Origin of the sequence: Parahoeflea alexandrii (assembly GCF_027214025.1) — a bacterium.
GTDB classification, from domain to species: Bacteria; Pseudomonadota; Alphaproteobacteria; order Rhizobiales; family Rhizobiaceae; genus Hoeflea; species Hoeflea alexandrii_A.
This window is the reverse complement of the sequence record NZ_JAPWHB010000015.1, coordinates 1-24336: the sequence shown is the minus strand read 5'-3', so window position 1 is coordinate 24336 and position 24336 is coordinate 1. Positions and strand designations below refer to the sequence as shown.

Annotated in this window: 20 protein-coding genes and 4 pseudogenes; 4 read left to right on the top strand and 20 right to left on the bottom strand. The window is 57.9% G+C overall.

The features are described from left to right. Window positions 1-18 precede the first annotated feature (18 nt). Window positions 19-1278: an ABC transporter substrate-binding protein gene (locus O4H62_RS25870; protein WP_269391772.1), complete on the bottom strand. Its 1260-nt coding sequence runs from the start codon at window positions 1276-1278 to the stop codon at window positions 19-21. 195 nt (window positions 1279-1473) lie between these two features. Between O4H62_RS25870 and O4H62_RS25865 the strand changes: the two are divergent. Then, a pseudogene (locus O4H62_RS25865) lies at window positions 1474-2300 on the top strand (IS3 family transposase); the annotation flags it as partial. 524 nt (window positions 2301-2824) lie between these two features. Here the strand turns inward: O4H62_RS25865 and O4H62_RS25860 are convergent. From O4H62_RS25860 to O4H62_RS25820, 9 genes and pseudogenes are all read right to left on the bottom strand, one after another. Then, window positions 2825-3508, bottom strand: a pseudogene (locus tag O4H62_RS25860) (IS6 family transposase). A gap of 249 nt (window positions 3509-3757) precedes the next feature. Beyond that, complete coding sequence (locus tag O4H62_RS25855; RefSeq protein ID WP_269391771.1) at window positions 3758-4141, bottom strand: hypothetical protein; 384 nt, start codon at window positions 4139-4141, stop codon at window positions 3758-3760. A 247-nt stretch (window positions 4142-4388) separates the two neighbouring features. After that, the gene (locus O4H62_RS25850) at window positions 4389-6332 is read right to left on the bottom strand and encodes a bifunctional sugar phosphate isomerase/epimerase/4-hydroxyphenylpyruvate dioxygenase family protein (RefSeq protein ID WP_269391770.1); all 1944 of its coding nucleotides are present in this window, start codon (window positions 6330-6332) and stop codon (window positions 4389-4391) included. 37 nt (window positions 6333-6369) lie between these two features. Beyond that, window positions 6370-7140, bottom strand: coding sequence for an HpcH/HpaI aldolase family protein (locus tag O4H62_RS25845; protein WP_269391769.1), 771 nt, complete (start codon window positions 7138-7140; stop codon window positions 6370-6372). Between the two features lie 22 nt (window positions 7141-7162). After that, the gene (locus tag O4H62_RS25840; protein ID WP_269391768.1) at window positions 7163-8563 is read right to left on the bottom strand and encodes a TRAP transporter large permease; all 1401 of its coding nucleotides are present in this window, start codon (window positions 8561-8563) and stop codon (window positions 7163-7165) included. Next, entirely contained in the window at window positions 8560-9192 is a 633-nt protein-coding gene (locus O4H62_RS25835) for a TRAP transporter small permease subunit (RefSeq protein ID WP_269391767.1), read from the bottom strand. The genes O4H62_RS25840 and O4H62_RS25835 overlap by 4 nt, the downstream gene beginning before the upstream one ends. Window positions 9193-9265: 73 nt before the next feature. Further along, a complete protein-coding gene (locus O4H62_RS25830) occupies window positions 9266-10312 on the bottom strand; it encodes a TRAP transporter substrate-binding protein (protein WP_269391766.1) in 1047 nt (348 codons plus the stop codon). A 16-nt stretch (window positions 10313-10328) separates the two neighbouring features. Next, on the bottom strand, window positions 10329-11195 hold the full coding sequence (locus O4H62_RS25825; protein ID WP_269391765.1) for an isocitrate lyase/PEP mutase family protein: 867 nt from the start codon (window positions 11193-11195) through the stop codon (window positions 10329-10331). A gap of 7 nt (window positions 11196-11202) precedes the next feature. Next, the gene (locus tag O4H62_RS25820; protein WP_269391764.1) at window positions 11203-11967 is read right to left on the bottom strand and encodes an SDR family NAD(P)-dependent oxidoreductase; all 765 of its coding nucleotides are present in this window, start codon (window positions 11965-11967) and stop codon (window positions 11203-11205) included. Between the two features lie 116 nt (window positions 11968-12083). On the opposite strand from O4H62_RS25820, the gene O4H62_RS25815 reads away from it, so the two are divergent. Beyond that, window positions 12084-12794, top strand: a complete 711-nt coding sequence (locus O4H62_RS25815; RefSeq protein ID WP_269391763.1) for a GntR family transcriptional regulator — start codon at window positions 12084-12086, stop codon at window positions 12792-12794. Between the two features lie 139 nt (window positions 12795-12933). Here O4H62_RS25815 and O4H62_RS25810 read toward each other — a convergent pair. From O4H62_RS25810 to O4H62_RS25765, 10 genes and pseudogenes are all read right to left on the bottom strand, one after another. Next, window positions 12934-13391 (bottom strand): annotated as a pseudogene (locus tag O4H62_RS25810) (IS6 family transposase); the annotation flags it as partial. A gap of 100 nt (window positions 13392-13491) precedes the next feature. Continuing rightward, window positions 13492-15660 (bottom strand): xanthine dehydrogenase family protein molybdopterin-binding subunit, encoded by a 2169-nt coding sequence (locus O4H62_RS25805; RefSeq protein ID WP_269391762.1) that lies wholly within the window; start codon window positions 15658-15660, stop codon window positions 13492-13494. After that, on the bottom strand, window positions 15657-16634 hold the full coding sequence (locus tag O4H62_RS25800) for an FAD binding domain-containing protein (RefSeq protein WP_269391761.1): 978 nt from the start codon (window positions 16632-16634) through the stop codon (window positions 15657-15659). The genes O4H62_RS25805 and O4H62_RS25800 overlap by 4 nt, the downstream gene beginning before the upstream one ends. Continuing rightward, the gene (locus tag O4H62_RS25795) at window positions 16621-17103 is read right to left on the bottom strand and encodes a (2Fe-2S)-binding protein (protein ID WP_269391760.1); all 483 of its coding nucleotides are present in this window, start codon (window positions 17101-17103) and stop codon (window positions 16621-16623) included. The genes O4H62_RS25800 and O4H62_RS25795 overlap by 14 nt, the downstream gene beginning before the upstream one ends. 31 nt (window positions 17104-17134) lie before the next feature. Then, on the bottom strand, window positions 17135-17389 hold the full coding sequence (locus O4H62_RS25790) for a hypothetical protein (protein ID WP_269391759.1): 255 nt from the start codon (window positions 17387-17389) through the stop codon (window positions 17135-17137). A 41-nt stretch (window positions 17390-17430) separates the two neighbouring features. Continuing rightward, entirely contained in the window at window positions 17431-18405 is a 975-nt protein-coding gene (locus O4H62_RS25785; RefSeq protein ID WP_269391758.1) for an ABC transporter ATP-binding protein, read from the bottom strand. Next, window positions 18402-19403 carry an ABC transporter ATP-binding protein gene (locus tag O4H62_RS25780; RefSeq protein ID WP_269391757.1) on the bottom strand — a complete coding sequence of 334 codons (1002 nt, stop codon included), beginning with the start codon at window positions 19401-19403 and terminating at the stop codon, window positions 18402-18404. Before O4H62_RS25780 ends, O4H62_RS25785 begins: the two co-directional genes overlap by 4 nt. After that, complete coding sequence (locus O4H62_RS25775; protein WP_269391756.1) at window positions 19400-20242, bottom strand: ABC transporter permease; 843 nt, start codon at window positions 20240-20242, stop codon at window positions 19400-19402. Before O4H62_RS25775 ends, O4H62_RS25780 begins: the two co-directional genes overlap by 4 nt. Further along, complete coding sequence (locus O4H62_RS25770; protein WP_269391755.1) at window positions 20235-21230, bottom strand: ABC transporter permease; 996 nt, start codon at window positions 21228-21230, stop codon at window positions 20235-20237. Before O4H62_RS25770 ends, O4H62_RS25775 begins: the two co-directional genes overlap by 8 nt. A 62-nt stretch (window positions 21231-21292) precedes the next feature. Continuing rightward, window positions 21293-22894 (bottom strand): ABC transporter substrate-binding protein, encoded by a 1602-nt coding sequence (locus tag O4H62_RS25765; RefSeq protein WP_269391754.1) that lies wholly within the window; start codon window positions 22892-22894, stop codon window positions 21293-21295. Between the two features lie 230 nt (window positions 22895-23124). Between O4H62_RS25765 and O4H62_RS25760 the strand changes: the two genes are divergently transcribed. After that, window positions 23125-23727, top strand: a complete 603-nt coding sequence (locus tag O4H62_RS25760) for a helix-turn-helix domain-containing protein (RefSeq protein WP_269391753.1) — start codon at window positions 23125-23127, stop codon at window positions 23725-23727. Between the two features lie 127 nt (window positions 23728-23854). Next, window positions 23855-24336, top strand: a pseudogene (locus O4H62_RS25755) (transposase); the annotation flags it as partial.

Here is a 24336-nt window from a genome sequence, read left to right as displayed (position 1 = left end):
TGACGCCTATCGGATTGTTCAGTTCATCCAGGGTGCCTTTCTGAATTCCACCTCAATGAAGGGAGCCGGCGCAATGATCTTGTGCTCTCCGTCCTGGACCTGGAAGAACAGGTGAGCCTGGCCTGCTTCCGGATCATCGACCATGTTGGGATAGCTGACGCCGGACTGCGTTTCGGGCAAGAATGTATAAGCTCCATTCACGCCCCTGAAATCAGTGGAACGGATGGCATCGCCGACAGCGTCGAAATTGGAAGGATCGGCCTTCTTCCAGGCCTCGGCCAGGACATAGACCGCGTCATAACCGCCGCCGGTGTAGACGACACCCATCGTCCCGGGATATTTCGCCTGGTACTTCTCGCGGAATGCCGAGCCTTTTTCGTCGGCGTAGACACCATAGACCGTGCCCCAGACAAACCCCTCGCCGGCGCCGGCGGCAAGATCGAGGAATTCCGGCTGGGAGGGACCATACTGAAGATAGACCAGCGCATCCTCCACCGGATCTCCGGCATAACTCTGCGTAAAGGCCGCAAGTTCGGCGGCCACCCAGTGATCGATCATGATAACGCCGGCATCGGTTTCCTTCAGCGCGGCAATAATCGGCGACCAGTCCTGAACCGGGAACTGAATATCGGTGATGGCGCCTATTTCCCATTCACCGCCAGAGGCCGCAACTGCATCCTGGGTCGCCTTGGAGATCACCTGGGTGTAGGCGATCTGTTCCTGGACGATGTGCACCTTGTTGTTCTTCGGGGTCCATTTCCCTGACTGTTTCAAGTCGGAAATGAACTTGATGAAGCCCGAGCCGTACCAGGTCTCGGCGACATCAAGCTGGAAGATGTTGCGATACTTCTGGGGATCGCTCTTGAAAAGATCCAGAGACGCCAACTGCGTGTTACCGTGCAAATAGGGAACGCCGGCCGCTGCGGCTGTGTCCATAGCTGGCTGGGGTATCAATACAAATGCGGACGCAATTGCATGTACGCCTGCTTCGGTCAGGTTCTGGAACGCGGCTATCGTACCTTCCGGCGAGAGAATGTCGATATCAACGACCTTGGTCTCCAGCATCCGGCCATTGATCCCGCCGGCGCCATTGATCTCCTCGATGGCCAGATTGACCCCGTTCAACCAGTCCTGATGGTCGGCGATTCCCACCGGCCCGCTTTGCGCGCTTGGCACGCCAACCAGTATCGGATCGCCGGCGAATGAAAATGTTGAAAACGTCACTGTTGCCAAAGCAACGGTTGAAAGCAGAAAGTTCCTGCGGCTCTGTGTGATCATATTACGAACCCCCTTTTTTATGTATACTGTATTCAGTAGATCAAATAGGAGAAGCGTATTCCATGGTGCAAATGCACTAGGCTAGAAACGCCTGTCGCTTTTCAGTGGGTCGGGTTGACGTGCCCCCGCCAAATCGGACCATTTATGGCTGGTATTTTCCAATAATGATCCCTCGACCGGGAGATGGAGAGTTCCATGAAGGCAACGAAGTTTTCTGAGGCGCAAATCGCCTTTGTCTTGAAGCAGGCTGAAGATGGCTCGGCCGTCGGCGAGGTAAGCCGCAAGGCCGGGATATCGGAGGCGACGTTCTACAACTGGCGCAAGCGCTATGCCGGGCTGATGCCATCGGAGGTCAAGCGGTCGCGCCAGCTCGAGGAGGAGAACGCCAAACTCAAGCGGCTTGTCGCGCACCTCAGCCTGGACAATGCGAACCTGAAGGATGTCGCTTCAAAAAAATGGTGACGCCCCCACTCGGCGGCGCTCCGCTTGCCTGCCGGGCAGTGGATGCGAAGCGGGATGCGGTGGCTCACGTCTGTGCACAGCATGGGGTGAGCCAGCGTCGGGCGTGCGAGGTGTTGTCGGTCGACCGGTCGAGCATGCGATATCGCAGCGTGCGATCTGACGATGCATCCATTCGTGAGGCGATGAAGAAGGTGGCGTCCGAACGGCGGCGCTTCGGTTATCGCCGCATCCACGTGATGCTCAATCGTCAGGGGATCGTCATGAACCTGAAGAAGCTCAGGCGTCTTTATCGGGAGGAGAAGCTGACGGTGCGCAAGCGGGGCGGCCGCAAGCGGGCCTTGGGAACGAGACGTCCCCTGGCTCTGCCCTCGCGCCCCAATGAGCGCTGGAGCCTGGATTTCGTCAGCGATGCCTTCACCGACGGCCGCCGCTTTCGGGTGCTGGCTGTCGTCGACGACTTCACCCGCGAATGCCTGTGCCTGGTCGCCGATACATCCCTGTCGGGCGCTCGGCTTGCCCGCGAGTTGGACAGTCTCATCGCCAGACGGGGAAAGCCGAAGTGTCAGTATTGCACCTTTGAACAACTGCATCCGAATGCGCTGCCGCCCGGCATTTAACGTCCCGGTTTCGCTGGCAGGGAGGATCCCAATCGCCCTTCAATGGTTCACGCGGTTGGTCGTAAACGCGCGAAAGCCCCGCGGGTTTTCCAGCGGGGCTTGGGATGATCGGGAATGTTTTGTTGTTGGAGGATTTGTAGCTGCGACCGGCTGATCTGGCAGGCGATTGCGCAGCAATTGCCGAGAGGATTGCAGGTTATGGTCCGAAGGAGGACGAGCTCCCTCGCCAGCGGAAGCGAAGCTTTCGCGCCAGCGACGCGCAGGAATGTTAGGATATTTGGTTGCGGGGGCGTGATTACACAGAGGCTTGTGATATAATATTAATTAGGACTCGCCCTACGAAAGATTCTATTGTTCCAAAATCCGGTTGGCTCCAAATGAGTCAAAACCGGCTCGACTCTTAACGGGTCCAACGGTGGCGTCGCCTTAACCGAGTAAAGCGCGCGATCATTGTTTCGGCGTGAATTTCACGCTTTGAACGACAAGGCGATCTGACGCCAAGTGGTGCTGGCGTGGGCGCGGGGTTGACGATGATCAGTGGCAGTCATGTGTTTTCTATGGAGATGGAAAAGATTCGCAATCTGGCCGTGCTGACTTGAACCGCATCCTGCGTTTCTCTCGTCGTCGCACTGGAAGGTGAGGATTCTCGACGCGGTTGTTGAGCCCTTTGTGCAAACGATGCTCGATACCCGGCATGAGCTGCCGCTTTGCAGCGGAGTAAGAGCGCAGCTTGTCTGTCACCATCACGCGTGGCGTGACGCCCTGGCTTTTCAGCAGTTTGCTCATCAGCCGGAGAGCGGCTCCCTTGTTTCTACGGCTTTGCAGCAGGGCATCGAGAACGTAACCGTTGGCATCGACGGCGCGCCACAGCCAGTATTTCTTTCCCTTTATGGACACGACCATCTCATAAAGATGCCATTTGTCAGCAAAATCGCCGCAGGACCGCCGACGAAGTTGACGGGCGAACTTCAGCCAAATTTCCTCGCCCATTCGGCGACAGTCTGAAAAGACACCTCGATCCCACGTTCGGCAAGCAGGTCTTCAACGTCGCGCAGGCTCAGCGGAAACCGATAATAGAGCCATACCGCATGTGCGATGACCTCGGCTGGAAAGCGGTGTCGTTTATATTGGGCGGGAGCATCTTCAGTCATGCAGATAGACTATGCCCCCGATCCCCACCAACCAGTTAAGGCGACGCCTCGCGGCGCAGACATACGCAGCCTGGAGCCCGCATTCGAACATAAGGAAATGAAACGTGCGCTTGCACTGTAGCTTATGCAGTCAGACGAGAACGGAGCCGCCTTGAGTGCGGCACCGCTCGGACTGGACGAGATAGGTCTGCATCAATGCCGACTCGACGAACCGACCACAGAAGCTCCATAGGACAAATTGACAGGAAATCATTCGCCCGGAACCAGGTTGCGGTCAGGCAGATCCAGTGCAGCCCGCGCTTTTCGGATGACCTCCATCAAGACTCCGTATTCGTCTTCGAAATCGCGGGACAAATACGCTTCCATTTCAGATACCTCTTGTTCCAAGGCGATGTCCTCCGTCGTGTGGAATTCAGAGATTTTTCTGAGAACCGCAAAGCCTTTTGCGATTTGCAAATGGAGCTGCTTTGAGATCTCTTGCATTTGATTGTCCAAGCCCCGCTCCGTCGGAGTGATCACATACCAATTGAGATCTGGAAGCAGACGATCACTTATTTTACCACCTTCATCGACGCCCGCCATGCGGATGACATTTTCAAGGTCGCCGCCTGCTTTCTCGGCTACCATATCCATCGTTGCGCAAACAGAGTTTGCACTTACGCTAATACTTTCAGTTGCCAAACGTTAAATGTAAATCGTGCATTCCATAATGTTCCTCCAATATCCTATATCATTACATAATATTTATTATGGAGCTCGCTCTGATGTCTGCCCCTGTGGTGAGTTCGGCTCCGCGCTGACAGGTTCAGCAGCGTTTCCGACAGCTTGAGCAATGCCTGACTTTGCTATCCGGATGGACGCTCTCAGTCGGGTGTTGCGGTCACCTTGCCCCGGAGGTTGTCGCCTGGCGGCCAGACCAGGTGGAGCGGGGCCTGCTATCGTCCTGGTTGGCCGCATGGGTCGTCAGTGCCCGCTTCTGCGCCGCAGTCCTGAACTGCGCATTGGCCGCCCCGTAGCCATTGTAGCCGCCGCGGCGCTGGACGATCTCGAAAAAGAATCCGTCGCCGTAAAGCGTCGAGTAGAGCTGGAAATATTCGCCGTCACCATCCCGGTCATACAGGATGTTGCTGGATTTCAGCGCCTCGGTAAAGGCATCATCGAGGCCGAAGCGGGCCTGAATATCGGCAAAATAATTGGCAGAAATGGTGAGCCGTTCAAAGCCGGTCCTGGCAAGGGCGGCGGCGGTTTTGAAGATGTCGGACGAGGCGAAGGCCACATGCTGGACCGATGAACCGAAGCTTTCGGAAATGAAATGCCCGGCAAGGGTAGAGCGCCGGTCTGCGCCGTTCAAGGTGAAGCGCATCGTGCCCTGATCATTCTGGATCACCTGTGAGCGCACCAGGCCTGCGGGGTCGACCACGTCGAGCATCGGGGTCTTTTCCACATCAAACAGGGTCGTGTAGAACAGCAGCCAGGTCAGCAGCTCCTCATAGTTCATGGTCTGGCCGATATGGTCGATATGGGTGATGCCCATATCGGGGGCTGTTTCGCGCCTGCGGATGAAATCGGTCTCCCACATCTTCGCCAGTCCCGACTTGTCGTCGGTGAAATGCATCAAGCCGCCGCCGACACCGCGAATGGCCGGAATTTTCAGCTCCCCCGGTCCAACCGGCTGCTCGAAGGCTTCCGTGCCGAGCGCCCGTGCGCGCTCGACCGTGGCGGTGGCGTCCTCGACCCGCAAACCTATGTCGCACACGCAGGTGCCATGCATGCGGTAGGCCGAATGGGCAAAGCCCTCGCGTTCGGTGTTGACGACGATGTTGACCCCGCCATTGCTGTAAAGATCCACGTCCTTTGCAATATGTCGTCCGGCATGGCCGAAACCCATCGAGCCAAGCATCTTGGTCAGATCCGCGGCTTCGGTCTCGTTGGCGGCGAATTCGATGAACTCAACGCCTTGAACGGTGATGGGCGCGGGCATGGGAGCAAGCTCCACGGCTATTTCGGGCTCGCTGCGGCGGACTGCGTCCATCAGTGCAACCAGCGACCGGTGACCGTCGGCGGCAATGGCGCCGGGAGAACCGCCGCGGAACTGATCGTTGAAGATCTCCAGCGACCACGGCCCGGCATAGCCGGTGGCGGCCACGGCGCCGCTGAAGGCTGTGACATCGAGATCGCCCTGGCCGGGCATGGTGCGGAAATGGCGGCTCCAGTAGAGCAGGTCCATGTCGATCAGCGGCGCGTCGGCAAGCTGGACAAAGAAGATCTTGTCTCCGGGGATAGAGCGGATGCTCTGCGGATCGATCTTGCGGGCGAAGGTGTGGAAACTGTCGACGATCAGCCCGACATTGGAGTGGTCGGCGCGGCGGACGATCTCCCAGGCATCCCGGTGGTCCCAGACATGCCGCCCCCAGGCAAGCGCCTCGTAACCGATGCGCAGATTGCGCCGCGCCGCGCGCTCTCCGAGTTGCCGCAGATCATCGGCCGCTCTGTCGATACCGCCCAGGGCGGCAGGCGAGACGTTGGAGCAGACCAGCACCAGATCAGTCCCCAGTTCCTCCATCACATCGAACTTGCGCTCTGCCCTTTCGAAGGCGCGGGCGCGATGCGGTTCAGGCAGGCCCTCGAAATCCCTGAACGGCTGAAACAGCACGATCTCCAGCCCGTGATCGCGCACCATCCGCCCGACCTCGCGCGGCCCGCCGTCAAACGCCAGAAAGTCATTCTCGAAAATTTCGATACCGTCGAAGCCTGCCGCTGCGATCGCAGCAAGCTTTTCGCGCAGGTCACCGCTGATCGATACAGTCGCAATCGAGGTCTTCATTGTGACAATTCCCGATTTCCGGAGGTTGCAGAAGGAGTTAATAGCGACTCAGGACGCTTTCGCCGCGCGCCTGGCTCGCCGCGCCGAACAACAGTTGCGCATCACTGGCGCCGACCACCAGGCGGTAGCCGGCGCTTTCCAGCTGCTCGTGCGTCTGGTGCGCTCCGGTAATGGTGCCCAGCGCCGCCCCGGAGGATTTCGCCGCGCTTTCCACCTGTTCGATCCGCGCCCTCACGTCGGCAGCATCAACCTGCTCAAGCCGGTTCATCGAACCTGCAAGGTCATTGGGTCCGATGAACACCATGTCGACACCGGCAACCGCGGAAATGTCGGAGAAAGCCTCACAGGCATCGTCATGTTCGCACTGGGCGATGATCATCAGCTCCTGATCTGCGCCTGCCGCGTAACCCGCATCGGCTCCATAGCCTGATGCACGTACGAGCGGCGCCGCATAGCCCCGCCGCCCGTGCGGCGGATAAAGGCAGTTGGCGACAAGCTCGCGGGCCTGGCCGACCGAACTCACATGCGGCACGAGAAGCGTGCGGAAACCGCGATCAAGCACCCGCAAGAGCAGCGACGCCTCCTGGTTCGGCACCCGCAGGATGGTCTCGCCGCCGGCAGAGCGGACCGCCCTGTCGATACTCACCCAGGTCTCGATATCGCCAACCCCGTGCTCACCGTCGATGACCAGCGTATCCCAGCCGGCGCGTACCAGCAGTTCGGCAACTTCGGCACTGCCAAGCTGCAACCAGGCCGCCGTGACGCACTCGCCCCGGGCGACGCGCTGCTTGATAAGGTTGGTGTTCATCTTGGAACCCTTTCTGCGAGCTTCAGCCAAGCAATTTTGTGACGATGGAGGGGAAGGCGATCAGCAATGCAAGACCAAACAGCTGAATGATCACGAAAGGTATGATGCCCTTGTAGATGTCCGAAATTCTGACCGAGCTCGGCGCGCTGCCCTTGAGAAAGAACAACGCAAAGCCGAACGGCGGGGTGAGGAACGATGTCTGCATGTTCACCGAGACAAGCACTGCGAACCAGAGAAGGATCATCGTCTTCTGCTCGGCAAGCGGCAGCCCTTCAATGCCCAGCGCCGGTGCGAAATCGGCAGCAAACCCGGCGATGATGGGCGCAAACACCGGCAGGATGATCAGCGTGATCTCGAGCCAGTCAAAGAAGAAGCCCAGCACGAAAATGACGATCATCAGCAGGATGAGCAGCCCCCAGTGATCGAGACCCATCCAGGCGATGAAATCGAGGATCAGGTCCTCGCCGTAAAGTGCCCGGAACACGTAGGAGAATGCCGTCGCTCCTGCAAAGATCAGGAAGATCATCGCCGAGGTGAGCGCCGTTTCCCGGCACACTTGGTCGAGCGTCGACCAGGTCAGCCTGCGGTTCATCAGCGCCAGGAGAATGGCGCCGAAAGCGCCGATGCCGGCCGCTTCGGTCGGGGTCGCCCAGCCGGCGAATATCGAACCGAGGACGAGAACAATGAGGAAAACGATGGGCAGCAGGTTCTTGATCAGCATGGCGCCGATATTGCCGATCCCCACCTCGTCGGCGGTGCGCTTGACGGGTGGCGCCAGATGCGGGCGGAGCCCGGTGATCGATACGATATACAGGCAATAGAGGCCCGCAAGCATCAGACCCGGCAGGATCGCGGCAACGAAGAGATTGCCGACTGGAATGGACATGAGGTCGGCCATCATCACCAGCATGACCGACGGCGGAAGCAGGATTCCCAGCGTGGCGCTGGCGGCAATGGTGCCGGTGCCCAGTTTGACGTCGTAATTCTGGGCGATCATCGCCGGCAGCGCCATCATCGTCAGCATGACCACCGATGCTCCGATGATGCCGGTGGTCGCGGCCAGAATGGTGCCCAGCAAGGTCACTGCCAGCGCCAGCCCGCCGGGAACCCCGCGCAGCAGGATCTGCAGCGTCCGAAGCAGGTTCTCGGCCACCCGGCTGCGCTCGAGCATGATGCCCATGAAGATGAAGCAGGGGACAGCCACCAGGATCTGGTTGTTGACAGCACTTTGCCACAGCCGTTCGACGAACAGATAGAGTTCGGACTGATGCATCAGATCAAGCCCGAGACCGCCGAGAGCAAACAGCAGTGCCAGACCGCCCAGCACCAGGCCGACGGGAAAGCCCGAGAAAATCATGATCCCCAGGACGAGGAACATGTAGCCGCCGATGTTATCGTAGAGGTGATCGATGATCATGTTCATTGGATGCCTTGCTCCGCGGGTTGCGAACCGGCGTCGTCGACGCGCACCATTACAAGGCTGTCGCGCGCCCGCTCGCGGACCGTGTCGCTTCCGGTCAGGAAGGCAACCAGCCTGATCAGGGTCGAGATCAGCGCTGCGAACAGGATAACCACGCCAAAAAGCAGGAAGGACTTGATGATCCAGCGGTTGGGCAGACCGGTCAGCGCCGGCGACCCCTCACCCTGCTGATAGGATGTGACAACAAAATCCCATGCGTAGAACACAAGAATGCCGCAATAGGGCATGGCAAGCAGCAGGATCGCCAGCAGCTCGATCACCGCCCGGCTGCGCTCCCTGCGTTTTTCGCGCCAGAGATCGACGCGCACATGCGTGCCGTGAAGATAGGCAAAGCCGAACGACATCAGAAAGATCACGGCATGAAGATGCCACTCGAGTTCCTGCAGCTTGGTGGGCGAGAAAACCCCTCCCAGCGGACCGTTCTCGACGAACTCTCTTGCAAACCCGAACTTCCGGGTGATCACGTCGAAGACGATGACCGCGATGAGAACCAGCAAAAGCCAGCTGCCGATCCGGGATACGTGTTTGCAGAACTGATGGAGGACATCCGCTATCCTCAAAAGTGCCATCATGCGATGCCCTCAAATGAGACAAACAGTCACAACCTCGGATGCGGGCGGCACCGGCCGCCCGCTCCTGGTTGGCTTAGTCGAGATAGGCGCGATCGCCCCAGACCCTGTACTTGGCCCGGAAGTCCTGCAGGCTTTCCCAGACGCGTGCGGAATCGGGGTTCTGCGCGGTTTCTTCGGCGATAACCTCATCCCAGCCGCCACGGAACGCGGTGAGCATTTCGTCGGGCCAGCGCATGTTTTTCACGCCGTCGGCTTCGTTCTGCTGCATCACCTCGAACTGGCCTGCTTCACCGGCTGCGAACTGATCCACAGTGGCTGCCTTGCAGGACATTTCAAGCATCTGCTTTTGCGCGTCGCCAAGCTCGTTCCACTTGTCGAGGTTGATCACCAGTTCCTGCACTGTCGACTGCTGATGCCAGCCGGGGAAGTAGTTGAACTTGGCGATCTGGTAAAAACCCAGTCCACGATCGATGGCCGGCACCGACTGCTCGGTGGCATCAAGGGTGCCCAGTTCAAGCGCCTGGTAGATTTCGCCCGGAGCCAGAAGCTGGGTCGAAACGCCGAAACGCTCCATCACCTTTGCTCCGAGACCGAGGAAGCGCATCTTCAGGCCCTTGAGGTCATCGACAGTCTTGATTTCCTTCTGGAACCAGCCGCCGCTCTCTGGCGGAAGGATGCCGCATGGCAGCATGTAGAGATTGTCTTCGGCATAGAGCTCCTGGGCAATTTCCAGCCCGCCGCCATGATACAGCCAGCCCAGCATCTCGCCGGCGCCCGGACCGAACGGAACGGCTGCGAAGAACGCATACGCCGAATTCTTGCCGACGTTGAAGCCGGGCGAACCGTAAGCTGCCTGGATCGCGCCTTCCGAAACCGCATCATAATACTGCGTGCCGTTGACCAGTGCGCCGGGCTCGAACACGCGCACGTCGAAATTGCCGCCGCTGACGAGCTCGAGTTTTTTGCCGATCTCGAATGCCGTGGCGCCGGCGATCGGCATCGTTTCGGGATAGGTCGAATGCATCCGCCAGCGGACACGTTCTTCCTGCGCTGTCGCCGCATTCGATGTGATTGCAACGAACGCTGTCGCTGCCATCAGGATATGACCAAGTTTCATCATCTACTCCTCCAGTTTGCTATTGATGATCATCGGCATGGTCGAACCGGTGCTCGAATGAGCTGAACCGGTCCAGATCCACGATTTTCTGAAAGTCGCCGTAGCTGGTAAGCCGCTCGGCGAAGCCGGATGTCTCACCGGCCTCCCTTAGATGCCCGAGCACGTCCGAAACCGCCTTTGTCGCGGCGAAAAGCGTGGTCAGGGCATAAAAGACAAGATCGAAACCCATCTCGGCGATGTCCGTCCGGGTCAGCTTCGAGGTTTCCAGACCGTCAACGATGCTCAGGACCTTGGGGCCCCTGACCGCCTTGCCGATGGTGCGTGCGTCGTCGATGGTTTTGACCCCATCCACGAACACCATGTCGGCACCGGCCTCGGCATAGCGGTTGGCCCGCTCGACAGCCTCGCCCACACCGAGCACGCCAAGCGCATCCGTGCGGGCAATAATCATCATGTCGCTGCCGGCATTCGCCGCCAGCGCGGCCTGGATCCGCGCGGTATGTTCACTGGCCGAGATCAGTCGTACACCGGAAAGCTGGCCGCAGCGCTTTGGCAGGGCCTGGTCTTCGAGGTGGATGGCTGCGACACCGCTCTGGGCGTAGTCCTTGACCGTGCGGTACAGATTGTTCAGCCCGCCATAACCGGTGTCTGCATCGGCGATCACCGGCAGCTTCGTCGCCTGAACCATGCGGCGCGCCAGATCAACCATTTCACTCTGGGTCAGCAGGCCCAGATCGGGCATCCCCAGCGTTGTCGCCGTCGCACCGAAGCCGGTCATGTAGACGGCTTCAAAGCCCTGTCTTTCGATCAGACGCGCCACCAGCGGGTCGGATGCGCCAGGGGCCTGCACGAGGCCCTGCCCTAAACGTTGCCTGAGATTTTCCATGCTGTTTTCAGCGTCCTCCTGCGACGTCGAGTAGTGTTGAGTTCACGTAAGCGGATGCGGGAGACAGCAGCCAGACCGCTGCTTCGGCAACTTCCCCGGGGGTTCCCAGCCGCTCCAGCGGGATGGCTGAGGCCAGCGCCGCAGCGGCGGCCGGATCACCCAGACTTGCCTGCTGGATTTCGGTGTCGATGATTCCGGGAGCCAGGGCGTTGACCCGCGCCTGCGGCGCCAGTTCCTTGGCGAAGGACTTGGTCAGCGTGGCGATCGCGCCCTTGCTGGCGGCATAGACCATGTTGCCGACCATGCCGCCGGTCCGTGCCGCGATAGACGACAACATGACAACCGACCGCCCCTCCGCAGAGCGGGGATGGCGGACGAACGCAGCGGTGGCGTAAAAAACGCTCTTGAGGTTGACGGCCAGCACCCGGTCGAGCTCGTCGGCGTCGAGATCGTCAAGACGCATCAGGCGACCGATCACGCCGGCATTGTTGACCAGATGATCGATGCCGCCCCAGGCTTCGGCAACGCTTGCCGCTGCCGCCCGGACTTCCGCATCACTGCTGACATCCACCTGGCGGACCATCACCCGGTCACCGAACCGGGCCTGCAGGGCCTCGAGCCGGTCGGTGCGAATGTCCCACACCGCTACACGGGCACCCAGCGCCACCAGCTGTTCAGTGATCGCCAGCCCGATGCCCGAGGCACCACCGGTGATGACAGCAACTCTGTCGCGCGCCCAGGTGTCCTGAGCATGTGCATTTTCCCTAGTCAATGGCTCCTCCATTCGTGAAGGCCGTTGTAACATCCCAAGTTTAGGATACAAGAGAAAAATTCATGGTATTTGTCCGCACCGATTTGCGCTATTGTATGCCCACAAGAAGGATAAACATGCCCCGGCCAGCCCCACGACAATCCCTTTCCGAGCAGCTCGCCGCGCAGATTCGGAATGCCATAGTCGACGCCCGTTTCGCTTTCGGCGAGGCGCTGTCGGAAGAAAATCTTGCCGAAGCATTCGAAGTCAGCCGCACACCCGTGCGTCAGGCGCTCGGGCTGCTGCAGATGGAGGAGCTGGTGGTGGTGGTTCCAAAATCCGGCACTTATGTGTTCACCCCGACGCTGGAAGACATTTCGGAACTGTGCGACTACCGCGCCGGGCTTGAGCTTCAGGCCGCAAGGCTCGCCTGCCGCAACAGCGGTCCCGAACTCGCCCGCGCCCTCGCCGAACTTGTCGAGGGAATGCAGGAGGCCTGCAGCCGGGAGGACATGCAGCAGTACGGCCGGCTCGACACACAGTATCACCTGGCCTTGTTCGAGCGCTGCGACAATCGTTATCTCGAGCGAGGCTACAGGTTGATCCTGGGCAGGGTCGCAGCCCTGCGCACCCAGCTGGCTGTGCGTGCCGAGGGCGAACCGGACCGCTCGCTGGCCGACCATCTGCAGCTTATCGAGTTGATCAAGGCCGACCGCGGCGACGAGGTCGAATCGGTGCTGTTCGATCACATCCAGCGAACCAAGGACAACTATCTGGCAGCCTTCGCCAAGCATTCGTCAGCAACCCAGACCGGCCTGTCCCAGCTACGCGGCAAACTTGGATTGTGACGCTGCCGGTCCGGAGGGCATTGCCCAGTTGTTTGTCATTGGATGCAAGGCGGCGCGGCCCCTGCTTTTTCAAGCGATCATTTCTGCAGATTAGTCGGACCACAGGCAGAAGGCATCTGCTCTGGCGTGTCGCCAGGAGCGGGCTGAGAGTTTGTATCGGCTTTGTGTAGCTGCGCAGCTTGTCCGTCACGACGACACGCGGTTCACCGAATTGCTTGACCAGGTGTGAGAAAAAGCGCTTGGCAGCCTTGGTGTCGCGGCGAGCTTGCACCAGAATGTCGAGCACGTCACCATCGGCGTCAGTGGCCCGCCAGAGCCAGAATTTCTTTCCACTGATCGTGAGACGGCCTCATCCATATGCCACTTATCGTTCGGCTTGGGCCGGTCTCTGCGATTGCAGCCGGCAAAATGTCGGCCAAAGCGGTTGATCCAAAGACGAACCGTTTCCCTGCTCACGATAACACCGCGTTCAGCAAGAAGGTCTTCCACATCGACCGTGCTCAGAGCGAACCGATGATAGGCCCAGACCGCGTAGGCGACAACTTCACGCGGAAAACGAAACCCCTTCAGACGGGGGAAAGTGCTAGGCAATCTCATGTCGTCTCGATAACCGAAACGCGGAGGTCAAACAACTGGGCAATACCCTCCCAACATGTGACAACTTGCGAATACCCGACGATTGACCTGCGGTGCGCCTTCACGCAACAATACCCATCGGAAGGCTTCTGAATCGCCTACCCGTCGCGTTAAAAACGGCGTTCCCGATTGCGGCCGACGTGCCTGGCAACCCAATCTCGCCAAGACCGCGAACGCCCAATTCATTAAACGACATATCCGGTTTCTGCACGAATATGACATCGATCTGCGGGATGTCCGCATGAACCGGAACGGCATAGTCTGCGAGATTATCACTGACAACACGAAGACTTTCAGGGTGTCTAATGCCATGCTCCATCAAGGCCATTCCGATGCCGAATATCATGCCGCCAGCCACTTGGCTTTCCGCAAGTTTGGGATTGACGATGCGCCCGCAATCGAAGGCGCTGACCATTCTCCGGACGCGGATTCTGCCGATCGACTGATCAACTTCGACCTCTACGAAGTGTGCGCCGAATGAGTAGAAACTAAGCGGCTCTCGCATCGCAGATCCATCAGGCATGCCCAGTGAATGCCCGATGACTTCCAGTTCATCATGCTTGCTATTTGCGAAGCGCTCGAGAATTCCAGGCAAATTCGTGGCTGAATTGGCGCGCGGATCTAGCCGATCGAGTTCGGCTTTCAACTTGCGGCAGCCCATCAGTGCCGCTGGCAGTAGACTGGCCGTCGATTTTGATCTCCCGGCGGTCGGAGCATCAGTCAGGCTGGAATCGCCAAGAGATACCCGAATGTGTTCGGGGTCAATTCCCAACTCCTCGGCAACGGTCTGAAGAAGAATCGTGCGCATTCCTGTACCAATGTCGGTCGCAGAGGTTTCGACGAGAATCCCCTCGCCCCGCCGCAGATAAAGCCGGACAGAAGCCGGCAAGGCAGGTGCGGGGTATGCCGTGGTGGCCATTCCGTATCCGACCGCCAAACCTTCCCGCTTCATCGAGCCCGGCGCCAGATGGCCACCCGGCCACCCAAACCGCGCGGCTCCCTGGCGATAGCAGTCCGGCAACTGGTTCGATGACCATGCGCGTCCGTGATAGTGATCCTTTTCTGCAAAATTGCGCATGCGCAACTCCAACGGATCCATGCGCATCTCGTGCGCCAGTTCATCAAGTGCCGTTTCCAGTGCAAACGAACCCGGCGTCTCTCCGGGTGCACGGAACGGGGTCGGCGTTGCCACTGCGCGGCGCTGAACATGATGGCTGACCTCCACCCGTCCGGCCTTGTAGAGCATCAGAGAGTTGAGGCCGCATGGCTCGAAGAATCCGCCACGAAGCGAGGTCGGAACGGTGCTTTGGTGGCGCAGCAGGATCAACCGCCCATCGGCATCGGCGACCAAGTCGATCTTCTGCTTCGTTTCGCTGCGATAGCCTGAAGCCACCGCCATGTCGTTTCTGGTCAACTGCAAGCGCACCGGTTTCCCCAGCGTACGGGCCATATGGGCAGCGAGTGCCTGATGTGGCCAGATCTGGTTTTTTGCACCAAATCCGCCACCGACATAGGGCGAAACAACTCTGACCTTATCCTCTGGCAGATCCAAGCTGGAGGCGACATAGGCGCGTGTGGCACCAACGCCCTGCGTCGAATCATACAGCGTCACGGCGTCTGCGTTCCAGACCGCAGTCGTCGCCGACGGCTCCATCGGCTGATGCAATTGCATCGGCGTTTCATACTCACCCGAAAACCTGTACGCCTCCGCGCCGGTTTCAACCGCACAATCGTGTTGATGCTGCATGTCACCGGCAAAGAATGGTCCCGGTCGAACCGGCAGGCTCTGTTCCTGCTCGAAGGTCTCCACGTCAACCTTGATCAGGGCCAACGCCGCTCGCGCCTGCTCCAATGTCTCGGCAACGACAATTGCGATCCATTGTCCGGCAAAAAATATTTCCGGCGATGTAAGGGGACGATAGGCAGGCAGCTTTGAAGCCGCATCTGCCAAGGAAGCCCTCCCCAAGCCTTCGGCGCCCAGAGCATCGATCTCTCTGGAACTCTTCCAGCCGAGGGCTTTGGCATCCAGATGGGTGAACACCGCATGCACCCCGGCGAGCTCGAGAGCAGCCTTGGTATCAAACGAGCGGATGTATCCCCGCGCCCAGACGGAACGCAGGGCGAGCGCGGTCAAAAGGCCCTGTGGCTGGTAGTCTGCCGCATAGTGCGCACGACCTGTCACCTTTTCGATCGCGTCCACCCGGTCAACACACGTGCCAATAATTTTCATTGTTCTGCGAGCCTCGCAAGCACATGATGAATGGCGCCGCGCACCAGCGGCAGCTTGTGGGCTGTCTCCGGCAGCGTCCTTGCATCTGCAAGGAGTTCGTCGCAAAAGCGGTCAATAGAATCTCTATCCAGCTGCTTGCCGATAAGCAGCGCCTCGGCTTCCGGCTTTCGCCATGGAGCCGTCGCTACACCACCCAGTGCCATAGACACTTTGGCGACGCGGCTTTCCTTGAAGGTCAGCACGGCAGCAACAGAAGCGGCTGCGAATTCGTATGAGGCTCGCCCGCGCAGCTTGAGGTATGCAGATCGTCGCGCCTCCATCTTTCGGGGTATTTCCAACGCAACTATCAATGAGGCCGGCGGAAGCCTGTTCTCGCGCTGCGGCGTCTCTCCAGGCAGGAGATAGAACTCGGCAAGGGGCAGGCTTGTCCGTCCGGACGGCGTCTGAATATGGACGATAGCGTCGAAGGCCAGCAAGGCCACGGCAAAATCCGACGGGTGAACGGCGATGCAGTGGTTGCTCGTGCCAAGAATTGCATGCCCGGGCCCTGCTGCGCGTAAAGCTTCGCAGCCGGAGCCGGGCTGCCTCTTGTTGCAGGCCCAGTCGACAGTCCGGAAGTAGGGGCAGCGTGTTGCCTGCATAATGTTGCCAGCGACGGTGGCTGCATTGCGGATCTGCTGGGAAGCTCCTGCCAGTATGGATTCAGAGATTGCCGCAAATTCGGTGCGGAGAAGTTCTGAATTGGCAACCTGCGAGTTCGAAGCGAGCGCGCCAATTGAGACGCTGTTCTGTGTCACCGCGATGTCGCGGAGCGGCAGCCTTCCCAAATCGACATACCGCTTCGGAGTTTCATGGCCAAGCTTGAGAAGATCCAGCAAGGTGGTTCCTCCAGCTACTGCCTGGCCATGGCCGTCCGCCAAAGCTTCTATGGCCTGCGCAACAGTGGAGGGATGGGTCCATTCAACGCATGTCATCGGCAACCTCCATCACCGCTTTGAGGATATTGGCATAAGCGCCACATCGACAGATGTTGCCGCTGAGCAATTCGCCGATCTCAGCGTGGTCCGTCGGACAGCCCTCCTCAAGCAACGCCAATGCCGACATGATTTGACCCGGTGTGCAAAATCCGCACTGCATCGCGTCGTGGCGGATAAACGCTTTTTGCAAGGGGTGGAGTTCACCGTCTGGTGATCCCACCCCTTCAATCGTTGTTACACAACGGCCTTCCAGCTGTGCGGCAAACTGCAGGCACGACAGACGGCGTTCACCATCAATGTGAACCGTACATGCGCCACATTGCCCGTGATCGCAGCCTTTCTTTGTACCTGTTAAACCGAGGTCTTCGCGGATCAGGTCGAGCAGGCTGCGCCGAGGATCAATAGCGACTTCAACCTGTTTTCCGTTGATCGTCAGCTTGATTGTTGGAAAGGGCGTATGGTTCATTTTCAACAGCTGGTTCTCGCTGCTTTGCCCGTCAGGCAAGCAGCAGGTTTGCGGACTTCAAGTGTTGCTTGACCGATGAAAGGTCACCTTCGTAGTCCCACACCTGAACGGTGTCATGTGGACAGGCAACAAACAAATGATCATCGGTGAACGATAGAATACGATCGATTTTTATGACCTTCTCGACGAATTCAGACTTGTTGAAGTCGCGTTTGATCAGTTCTCCTTTTTCGTCATAACCCAGATGTACAGTGCGGGCGCGGATACGAGCTGTAAAATATGTCATTTGATTTTCCATGTTATTTTTCAGGTTTCGGGACGATGTATCTAGGAGACAGTGTTCGTGCCGTTGACGAGATGGCATGCGACTTTTGCACCGCCACCGGCCTCCAGAAGCTTTGGGCTGGCCTCGGAGCAGATGGGCATGGCTACCGGGCAGCGGGTGCGAAAGCGGCAACCGCCGGGCGGGTTGATGGGGCTGGGTATATCCCCCTTGATCCCGACGCGGTTATTGCGCGCAACACTCGGAGGCTCCGGAACTGCAATCGCTGAAAATAGCGCCTGCGTATAAGGATGAAGCGGCGTGTTCCATAGCTGCGCCTTGGGAGCTATTTCGACAATTTCACCGAGATACATGACGGCTATTCGGTCGGCGAGATAGCCAATCACCGAGAGATCGTGCGAAATGAAAATGTAAGAAACGCCTATGTCGTCTTGCAACCGGCGCAGAAGATTTATGATCTGCGCCTGAACCGAGACATCAAGGGCAGACACAGGTTCGTCGCAAATAACTGTGCTTGGCTCGAGCGCAATGGCTCGCGCAATGGCAATGCGTTGACGTTGCCCGCCTGACAACTCATGGGGAAAACGATCCGCGAAGCTCGGATGAAGCCCCACTTTTGCAATTAGAAGTTCAACCATGGACGGCTGTTCAATACGCGAGCCGACACCATGAATTGAAAACGGCTCGGAAAGGATCTGGCGGATCGTGCGGCGCGGATTGAGCGACGCGAAGGGGTCCTGGAAGACTATCTGCAGGTTACGTCGAAACGGGCGCATTTGCGCGCGCGACAGATGGGTAATGTCAGTCCCGTGATGGATGATTTCACCGGAATCGGGCTCATGCAAACGAATGAGCGTTCTGCCCAAAGTCGATTTGCCGCAGCCGCTTTCGCCGACCAGGCCCAGGGTTTCTCCCCGGTGCAGATCAAGGTCGATGTGATCCACCGCATGAACGCGGCCGTTCGGCGTATGGTGATACTTGACGAGATTTCGAACCGTCAGCAGCGGGTGTTCGCTCATGCGTTCTCTCCTGCGCGCAGGCAAGCCACCCTGGCGCCATTGGACAGCATTTCGATCTGTGGCTGTTGTGCGAGGCAGATATCGGCGCTCCGTTCGCAACGATCCGCAAAGGAACACCCGGGACCGAGTTGATCCATCGGAGGCACCGTTCCGGTGATTTCTGTCAATGGCTCGACCCTCCCACCATTGATGATGGCATCCGGGCGGGGAACGCTGGCCAGAAGCGCCGCGCTGTAGGGATGCTTTGGGCCAGAGAAGAACGTCTCGACATCGGCTTCCTCCACCTTGCGGCCGGCATACATGACCATGACCCGCTGCGCCCATTCCGCAACCACACCAAGGTCATGGGTAATCAAAATGACGCCCATTCCGATTTCGGTCTTGAGGCGGTCGATAAGTTCGAGAACCTGCGCTTGAATGGTCACGTCCAGTGCAGTGGTCGGCTCGTCAGCGATGAGAACTTTTGGCCTGCAGGCGAGGGCTATGGCGATGACGATGCGCTGACGCATGCCGCCTGACAGCTCGAAAGGATATTGACCGGCCCTGACTGCCGGCTCCGGGATGCCGACCAGATCCATCAGAGCTACACTTCGGCGACGCGCTTCGTCATGACTGCAACCTTCATGCTCGATAATACTCTCGGCGATCTGCTGGCCGACCTTCATCAATGGGTTGAGCGACGTCATCGGTTCCTGGAAAACCATCGAGATGTCTTTGCCGCGCACGGCGCGCATCTGTTCTTCACTGAGTTTGGCGATGTTTCGACCTTCGAGCCAGATGTCCCCAGCAGCAAGGCGCGAAATCCGTTTAGGTAAAAGCTGGAGGAGGGAATGAGCCAACATGCTCTTCCCGCAACCGGATTCACCTACGATTGCCAAGGTTTCTCCCGCGGAAACATGAAAATCCACGTCATTGACGACAGGAAACCAGGTTTTGCGTGACTTGCGAAATTCAGTGCGCAACCCCCGAACATCCAGAATAGGCTTGGAAGCGTTCATCGTTTTGCCCTCGGGTTGAGTGCTTCGTTAAGGGCGTCGCCGATCAGGTTGATTGCCAGAACGGTCAACAGCACAGCGATGCCCGGAATGGTCACCATCCACCAAGCCGTCCGGATCGCTGAACGTCCAGCCCCGATCATGAAGCCCCAAGTCATGATGTTGGGATCACCAAGGCCGAGAAACGATAACCCCGCTTCAAACAGAATTGCGGTGGCCACCATAAGAGAGCCTGCAACAACGATCGTAGAAAGCACATTCGGCAGTATCTGTACGACCAGAATGCGCATATCCCCCATGCCAAGCGACAAGCAGGCCTCCACAAACTCGCGACCTTTCACGCTTCGTACCTCGGCTCGCACAAGACGGGCCAGTGGCGCCCAACTGACAACAGCGATTGCGCCGATGATATTCGGCAACGTCGGCCCCAGGACGGCGACGATGACGATGGCGCCGATGAATGTCGGAATGGTTTGGAAAAATTCCGTGACGCGCATCGCCGCAGTATCGATCCAGCCGCCATAGTAGCCAGCCAGACCTCCCACAACAGTGCCGAGCAGGACGATCACTAGTGTCGCGACGGCGCCTACCAACAAGGAGATGCGGGCACCATAAGCGATGCCAGCTGCAATATCGCGGCCGAGCATGTCGGTTCCAAACAGATATTCACCGAACGGCGGTCTGAACGGTGCGCCAACCATCTCGAATGGCCCCTCCGGAAACAGGACAGAAGCAAACAGCGCAAGCAAAATGACCGTTGTCAGGAGCGCCATGCCAATAGCGCCTGTCGGTGTAGACAGAATTTTCCGCAGAAGCGTTGGTTTGGCGGAGTTACTAAGCATGACGACCTCCGTTGAGACGGATACGGGGATCAACGAGTGTGTATATGACATCGACAATCGCATTGGTGAGCACAACGAGAATTGAACTCAGGAAGAAAATCCCCAGGAGCAGGTTCAGGTCGCGTGAAAACAACGCCTCATAGGCCAGCAATCCCAAGCCAGGCCACCCAAAGACAGATTCGATAATGACGGATCCGCCCAGCATGGCAGAAACCTGAACGCCGGCCATGGTCAGGACCGGAATGATCGCATTGCGCAACGCATGGCGGAAGACGATATTACTGCTCGAGAGCCCTTTGGCGCGGGCGGTCTTGATGAAATCCTGGCCGAGTGTCTCAAGCATCGAGGCCCGCATCAGGCGGGTGTAGAGCGCCATGTAGAAAAACGAGAGTGCAATGGCGGGCAACACCAGATGGTGAGCCACATCGATGGCATATTCGAAACCATCCACCGGGGCGCCGATTGTGGCAATGCCACTTGTCGGAAACCAACCGAGATTGAGCGCGAACACGATGATCAGCATTAGCCCCACCCAGAAGAGGGGCGTAGCATAGGTGACAATCGCCAGAATCATGATGACATGGCTGAGGAGTGTGCGGTCGCGCACTGCGGCGATCGCCCCGAGCAGAATTCCGAAGCCGATTGAAAGCACCATCGAGGTGCCCATCAAAAGGGCGGTTGCACCGAGCCGATCCATGATCAGTTCGGAAATCTCGCGGTTATGCCGGAACGAGAAGCCCAGGTCGAAGACCAGCAGGTTTTTCATGTAATTGACAAACTGGAGCCATAGGGGCTGATCGAGCCCGAACTGCTCGCGAATCTGGCGCATATATTCTGCCGTCGCGGCCCCGGATTCCCCGGCCAGCACCTGAGCGGCATCGCCCGGAGCGAGGCGGATCAGGAAGAAGTTCACGACCACGATGGCGAGGATGATAGGTATCCCATGCAGCACGCGGCCTAGAACATACTTGGCGTTGGCAAACCACATCGAGCAATTCCTAGTTGGATTCAGAAGGAACGGCCCGCCCGATTGGCGGGCCGTTGAAGGGCTTACTTTTCGACCCAGGTGTCATAAAGGCCGCCGCGAATGCCGAACGGCGATGTAATGAGATCCTTGACACGATCGCGTTGCACGGCGACCAGATCCATTTCCATCAACCAGATCAGCGGGCTGTCCTCGACAAGCAGGCGCTGCAGATCGTGGAAGTACTCGTTGCGCTTGTCCGGATCCGCCTCGGTCTGAGCCGCTTCCCAAAGTCTGTCGACTTCGGGGTTCTTGTAGCCCGAAGAGTTGCCGAAAGGGACTTCAGGATTGATCATCTTTGACCAGGTATTGCGCTGGACGCCGAGTGTAGGATCAGCCATGCCGATATACCATGACGATGACATGTCAAAATCGTACTCGTTGTGAACCGCACGCACAAAGGACGGATAGTCACGATTGCGGAGTTCAACCTCTATGCCCACCTTGCCAAGCTGCTGCTTGATGACTTCACCCATGCGACGCCAGTCTTCACCAAACGGCGCCGGGTCGTGAATGATCGACATCCGCTTGCCATCCTTGAGCGGATAGCCTGCCTCGTCGAGCAGCTTGCCGGCGATCTCAAGCCGGTCGTCGACGGCGTAGTCGCGGATCCCCTCATCTGTAAAAGCACCGCTGCCGGCAACAAACGTCGAGATGGGTCCCACGGCCGGCTTGCCGAAGCCATACCAAACGGTGTCGATGATCCGCTGACGATCCAGTGCATAAGCCACGGCTTGACGTACAAGCTTGTTGTCAAATGGTGGGCGCTGGTTGTTCAGCTCCAGCAGCATGACAGGAGAGATCGCCTCATAGCCGCCGACAGCAATGGAAATTCCATCGAGACTTTCAAGGCGGCGCATTTCAACCGGGTTGATAGTGCCAAAGGTTGCTACGTCGATTTCACCACTTTCCAGGCCCGCTGCGCGGGTCGCAGAGTCGGCGATGAAGCGGAAAACGATGCTGTCAAGGTAGGGCTTTCCTTCACGCCAGTAGTCTTCATTGCGCTCAAGGCGAATATAGCTGCCCTTGACCCACTCGACAAACTTGAATGGTCCGGTGCCGATCGGTTTGTTCACAGCTTCATTGTTACGAAAATCCGTACCGGCATAGATGTGCTTCGGGATAATCGGCGATTCCAGGCTGGAAAGGCCACGCATCAGCGGTACGTAAGGATGCTCGAGATTAAGCACGACCGTGTAGTCATCAGGCGTATCAATACTCGTAACAGGCCCAAGGTTGCCCTTGCCGCGCGGATGGTATTCCTTCACGACCTCAAGCAGTGAGAACTGTACGTCAGCGGAGGTGAAGGGGACTCCGTCATGCCAGACAACACCCTTCCGCAGGTTGAACGTTACGGACAGACCGTCTTCGCTGACTTCCCAGCTCTCGGCGAGCGAGGGAATGGGATTCAGATCCATGTCATATTCGAGCAGGCCATCAAAAATCTTGGTGGCAAGTTCAGCTGTTGTCGGAGCTGAGCTCAACGCGTTGGTGATGGTGGCCGGCTCTGGCGTCGTGGTAATGACGATAGTTCCGCCCGGTGATTGCGCGCCGGCTGACGAAGCGGTCACGGCCAGCGCAAACGCAATGGTGCTAACGCTAAGAAGCGATTTCAGAGATTTAAACATGGACTCCCCTCAGAGTGAGAAATGTGCTCTTTTCGACTTCAAGAGTTGCCGCGGACATAGCGGCTTCCTGACAGAATTTCCCGAGAACGAATGCTCTCATGGTGTCATTCCACCCTGATCATTTTATATTTTTACGATAATTTCAAGCGGAAATTTCTCATCAATTGAAAAGTCATTCTGATAGCTATATAATCCGCAAATTACCTGCGCCGGGGAGAGAAACAAACACAATGAGCACCGAAGCAATTGAAAACACTGATGATAATATGGTCTGTGGCTTGGGGGAACGCATTCGAAAACTCCGAAATGAACGTAAGATGACGCTTCAGGAGCTTTCTTCTATTAGTCAAGTTTCGGTTGCGATGTTGAGTCATATCGAAAGAGGGCGCAGCACTCCATCTATCAAGGTTCTGGACCGGATTCGTCTGGCATTCGATGTGCCGTTCAGTGTCTTCTTCGACGGCAATTCCACGCCTCAATTGGAACCTGAAGCGAACGTGATTTCCCGATCTCACGAACGACCCGTGCTTAATTTTTCGGCCACCGGCTTTATGAAGGAACTCTTATCACCGGTGCGTGGCACCCAGATGGAAATGATGCTTCTGCATGTCGATCCGGACGGCAATTCCGGCGAGGAACCTTTGAGTCGCGTCGGGGAAAAATGTGGCATGGTGCTTGAGGGGCAGTTCGAGCTTACGGTTGGTACAAACTGCTATGAACTCAAGAAGGGGGACGCTTTCCAATTTGACAGCTCGACGCCACATTCATTTCGGAATTCCCATAAGGGCGATACTAAAATCATGTGGATCATTTTGTCCAAAGATCTGGCTTAATGGATAGGCTCTGTTGAGCGTTGATGGCGGTGTATCAAACGACGAATTACGCAGATTTTCTGATCTCCACTCAGATTCGAGTACCCCCACTGAAGTGGTCCACCAACTGGGATAGATTTGTCCCGCAATTGGAGGATCAGCGACGGCTGGAAAAAGAGAGAAGCCGGAAGAGATTGTATCGAAGCTTCGTCAGGTTGAAGTTCTGCAGGGACAAGGCGCGACGATCGCCGAGGCGGTACGTCAGATCGGCGTGACGCAGCAGATGTTCTATCGATGGCGTAAGCTGTATGGCGGGATGGGGCGGTCACAGCTCGCCCGGCTCAACGAGCTTGAGAAGGAGAACCAACGGCTTCGGCGAGCGGTGTCTGATCTGACACTGGACAAACTCATCCTGACCGAGGCGGCAAAGGGAAACTTCTAAGCCCTTCCCGTCGCCGCAAATGCATCGACCATGTGCGGCAGGAAATTGGCGTATCCGAGCGCCGCGCTTGCCGCACTTTGGGTCAGCATCGATCTACACAGCGCAAGGCGCCACTCTGCCGCGCTGATGAAGAACGGCTGACCGATGATATCATCGAACTGGCCGACAGATTCGGCCGTTATGGATAT

Coding starts and splice junctions, on each gene's coding strand:
- O4H62_RS25870 (WP_269391772.1), bottom strand. CDS start 1,278: ATGATCACACAGAGCCGCAGGAACTTTCTGCTTTCAACCGTTGCTTTG.
- O4H62_RS25855 (WP_269391771.1), bottom strand. CDS start 4,141: ATGGATATGGTAGCCGAGAAAGCAGGCGGCGACCTTGAAAATGTCATC.
- O4H62_RS25850 (WP_269391770.1), bottom strand. CDS start 6,332: ATGAAGACCTCGATTGCGACTGTATCGATCAGCGGTGACCTGCGCGAA.
- O4H62_RS25845 (WP_269391769.1), bottom strand. CDS start 7,140: ATGAACACCAACCTTATCAAGCAGCGCGTCGCCCGGGGCGAGTGCGTC.
- O4H62_RS25840 (WP_269391768.1), bottom strand. CDS start 8,563: ATGAACATGATCATCGATCACCTCTACGATAACATCGGCGGCTACATG.
- O4H62_RS25835 (WP_269391767.1), bottom strand. CDS start 9,192: ATGATGGCACTTTTGAGGATAGCGGATGTCCTCCATCAGTTCTGCAAA.
- O4H62_RS25830 (WP_269391766.1), bottom strand. CDS start 10,312: ATGATGAAACTTGGTCATATCCTGATGGCAGCGACAGCGTTCGTTGCA.
- O4H62_RS25825 (WP_269391765.1), bottom strand. CDS start 11,195: ATGGAAAATCTCAGGCAACGTTTAGGGCAGGGCCTCGTGCAGGCCCCT.
- O4H62_RS25815 (WP_269391763.1), top strand. CDS start 12,084: ATGCCCCGGCCAGCCCCACGACAATCCCTTTCCGAGCAGCTCGCCGCG.
- O4H62_RS25805 (WP_269391762.1), bottom strand. CDS start 15,660: ATGAAAATTATTGGCACGTGTGTTGACCGGGTGGACGCGATCGAAAAG.
- O4H62_RS25800 (WP_269391761.1), bottom strand. CDS start 16,634: ATGACATGCGTTGAATGGACCCATCCCTCCACTGTTGCGCAGGCCATA.
- O4H62_RS25795 (WP_269391760.1), bottom strand. CDS start 17,103: ATGAACCATACGCCCTTTCCAACAATCAAGCTGACGATCAACGGAAAA.
- O4H62_RS25790 (WP_269391759.1), bottom strand. CDS start 17,389: ATGACATATTTTACAGCTCGTATCCGCGCCCGCACTGTACATCTGGGT.
- O4H62_RS25785 (WP_269391758.1), bottom strand. CDS start 18,405: ATGAGCGAACACCCGCTGCTGACGGTTCGAAATCTCGTCAAGTATCAC.
- O4H62_RS25780 (WP_269391757.1), bottom strand. CDS start 19,403: ATGAACGCTTCCAAGCCTATTCTGGATGTTCGGGGGTTGCGCACTGAA.
- O4H62_RS25775 (WP_269391756.1), bottom strand. CDS start 20,242: ATGCTTAGTAACTCCGCCAAACCAACGCTTCTGCGGAAAATTCTGTCT.
- O4H62_RS25770 (WP_269391755.1), bottom strand. CDS start 21,230: ATGTGGTTTGCCAACGCCAAGTATGTTCTAGGCCGCGTGCTGCATGGG.
- O4H62_RS25765 (WP_269391754.1), bottom strand. CDS start 22,894: ATGTTTAAATCTCTGAAATCGCTTCTTAGCGTTAGCACCATTGCGTTT.
- O4H62_RS25760 (WP_269391753.1), top strand. CDS start 23,125: ATGAGCACCGAAGCAATTGAAAACACTGATGATAATATGGTCTGTGGC.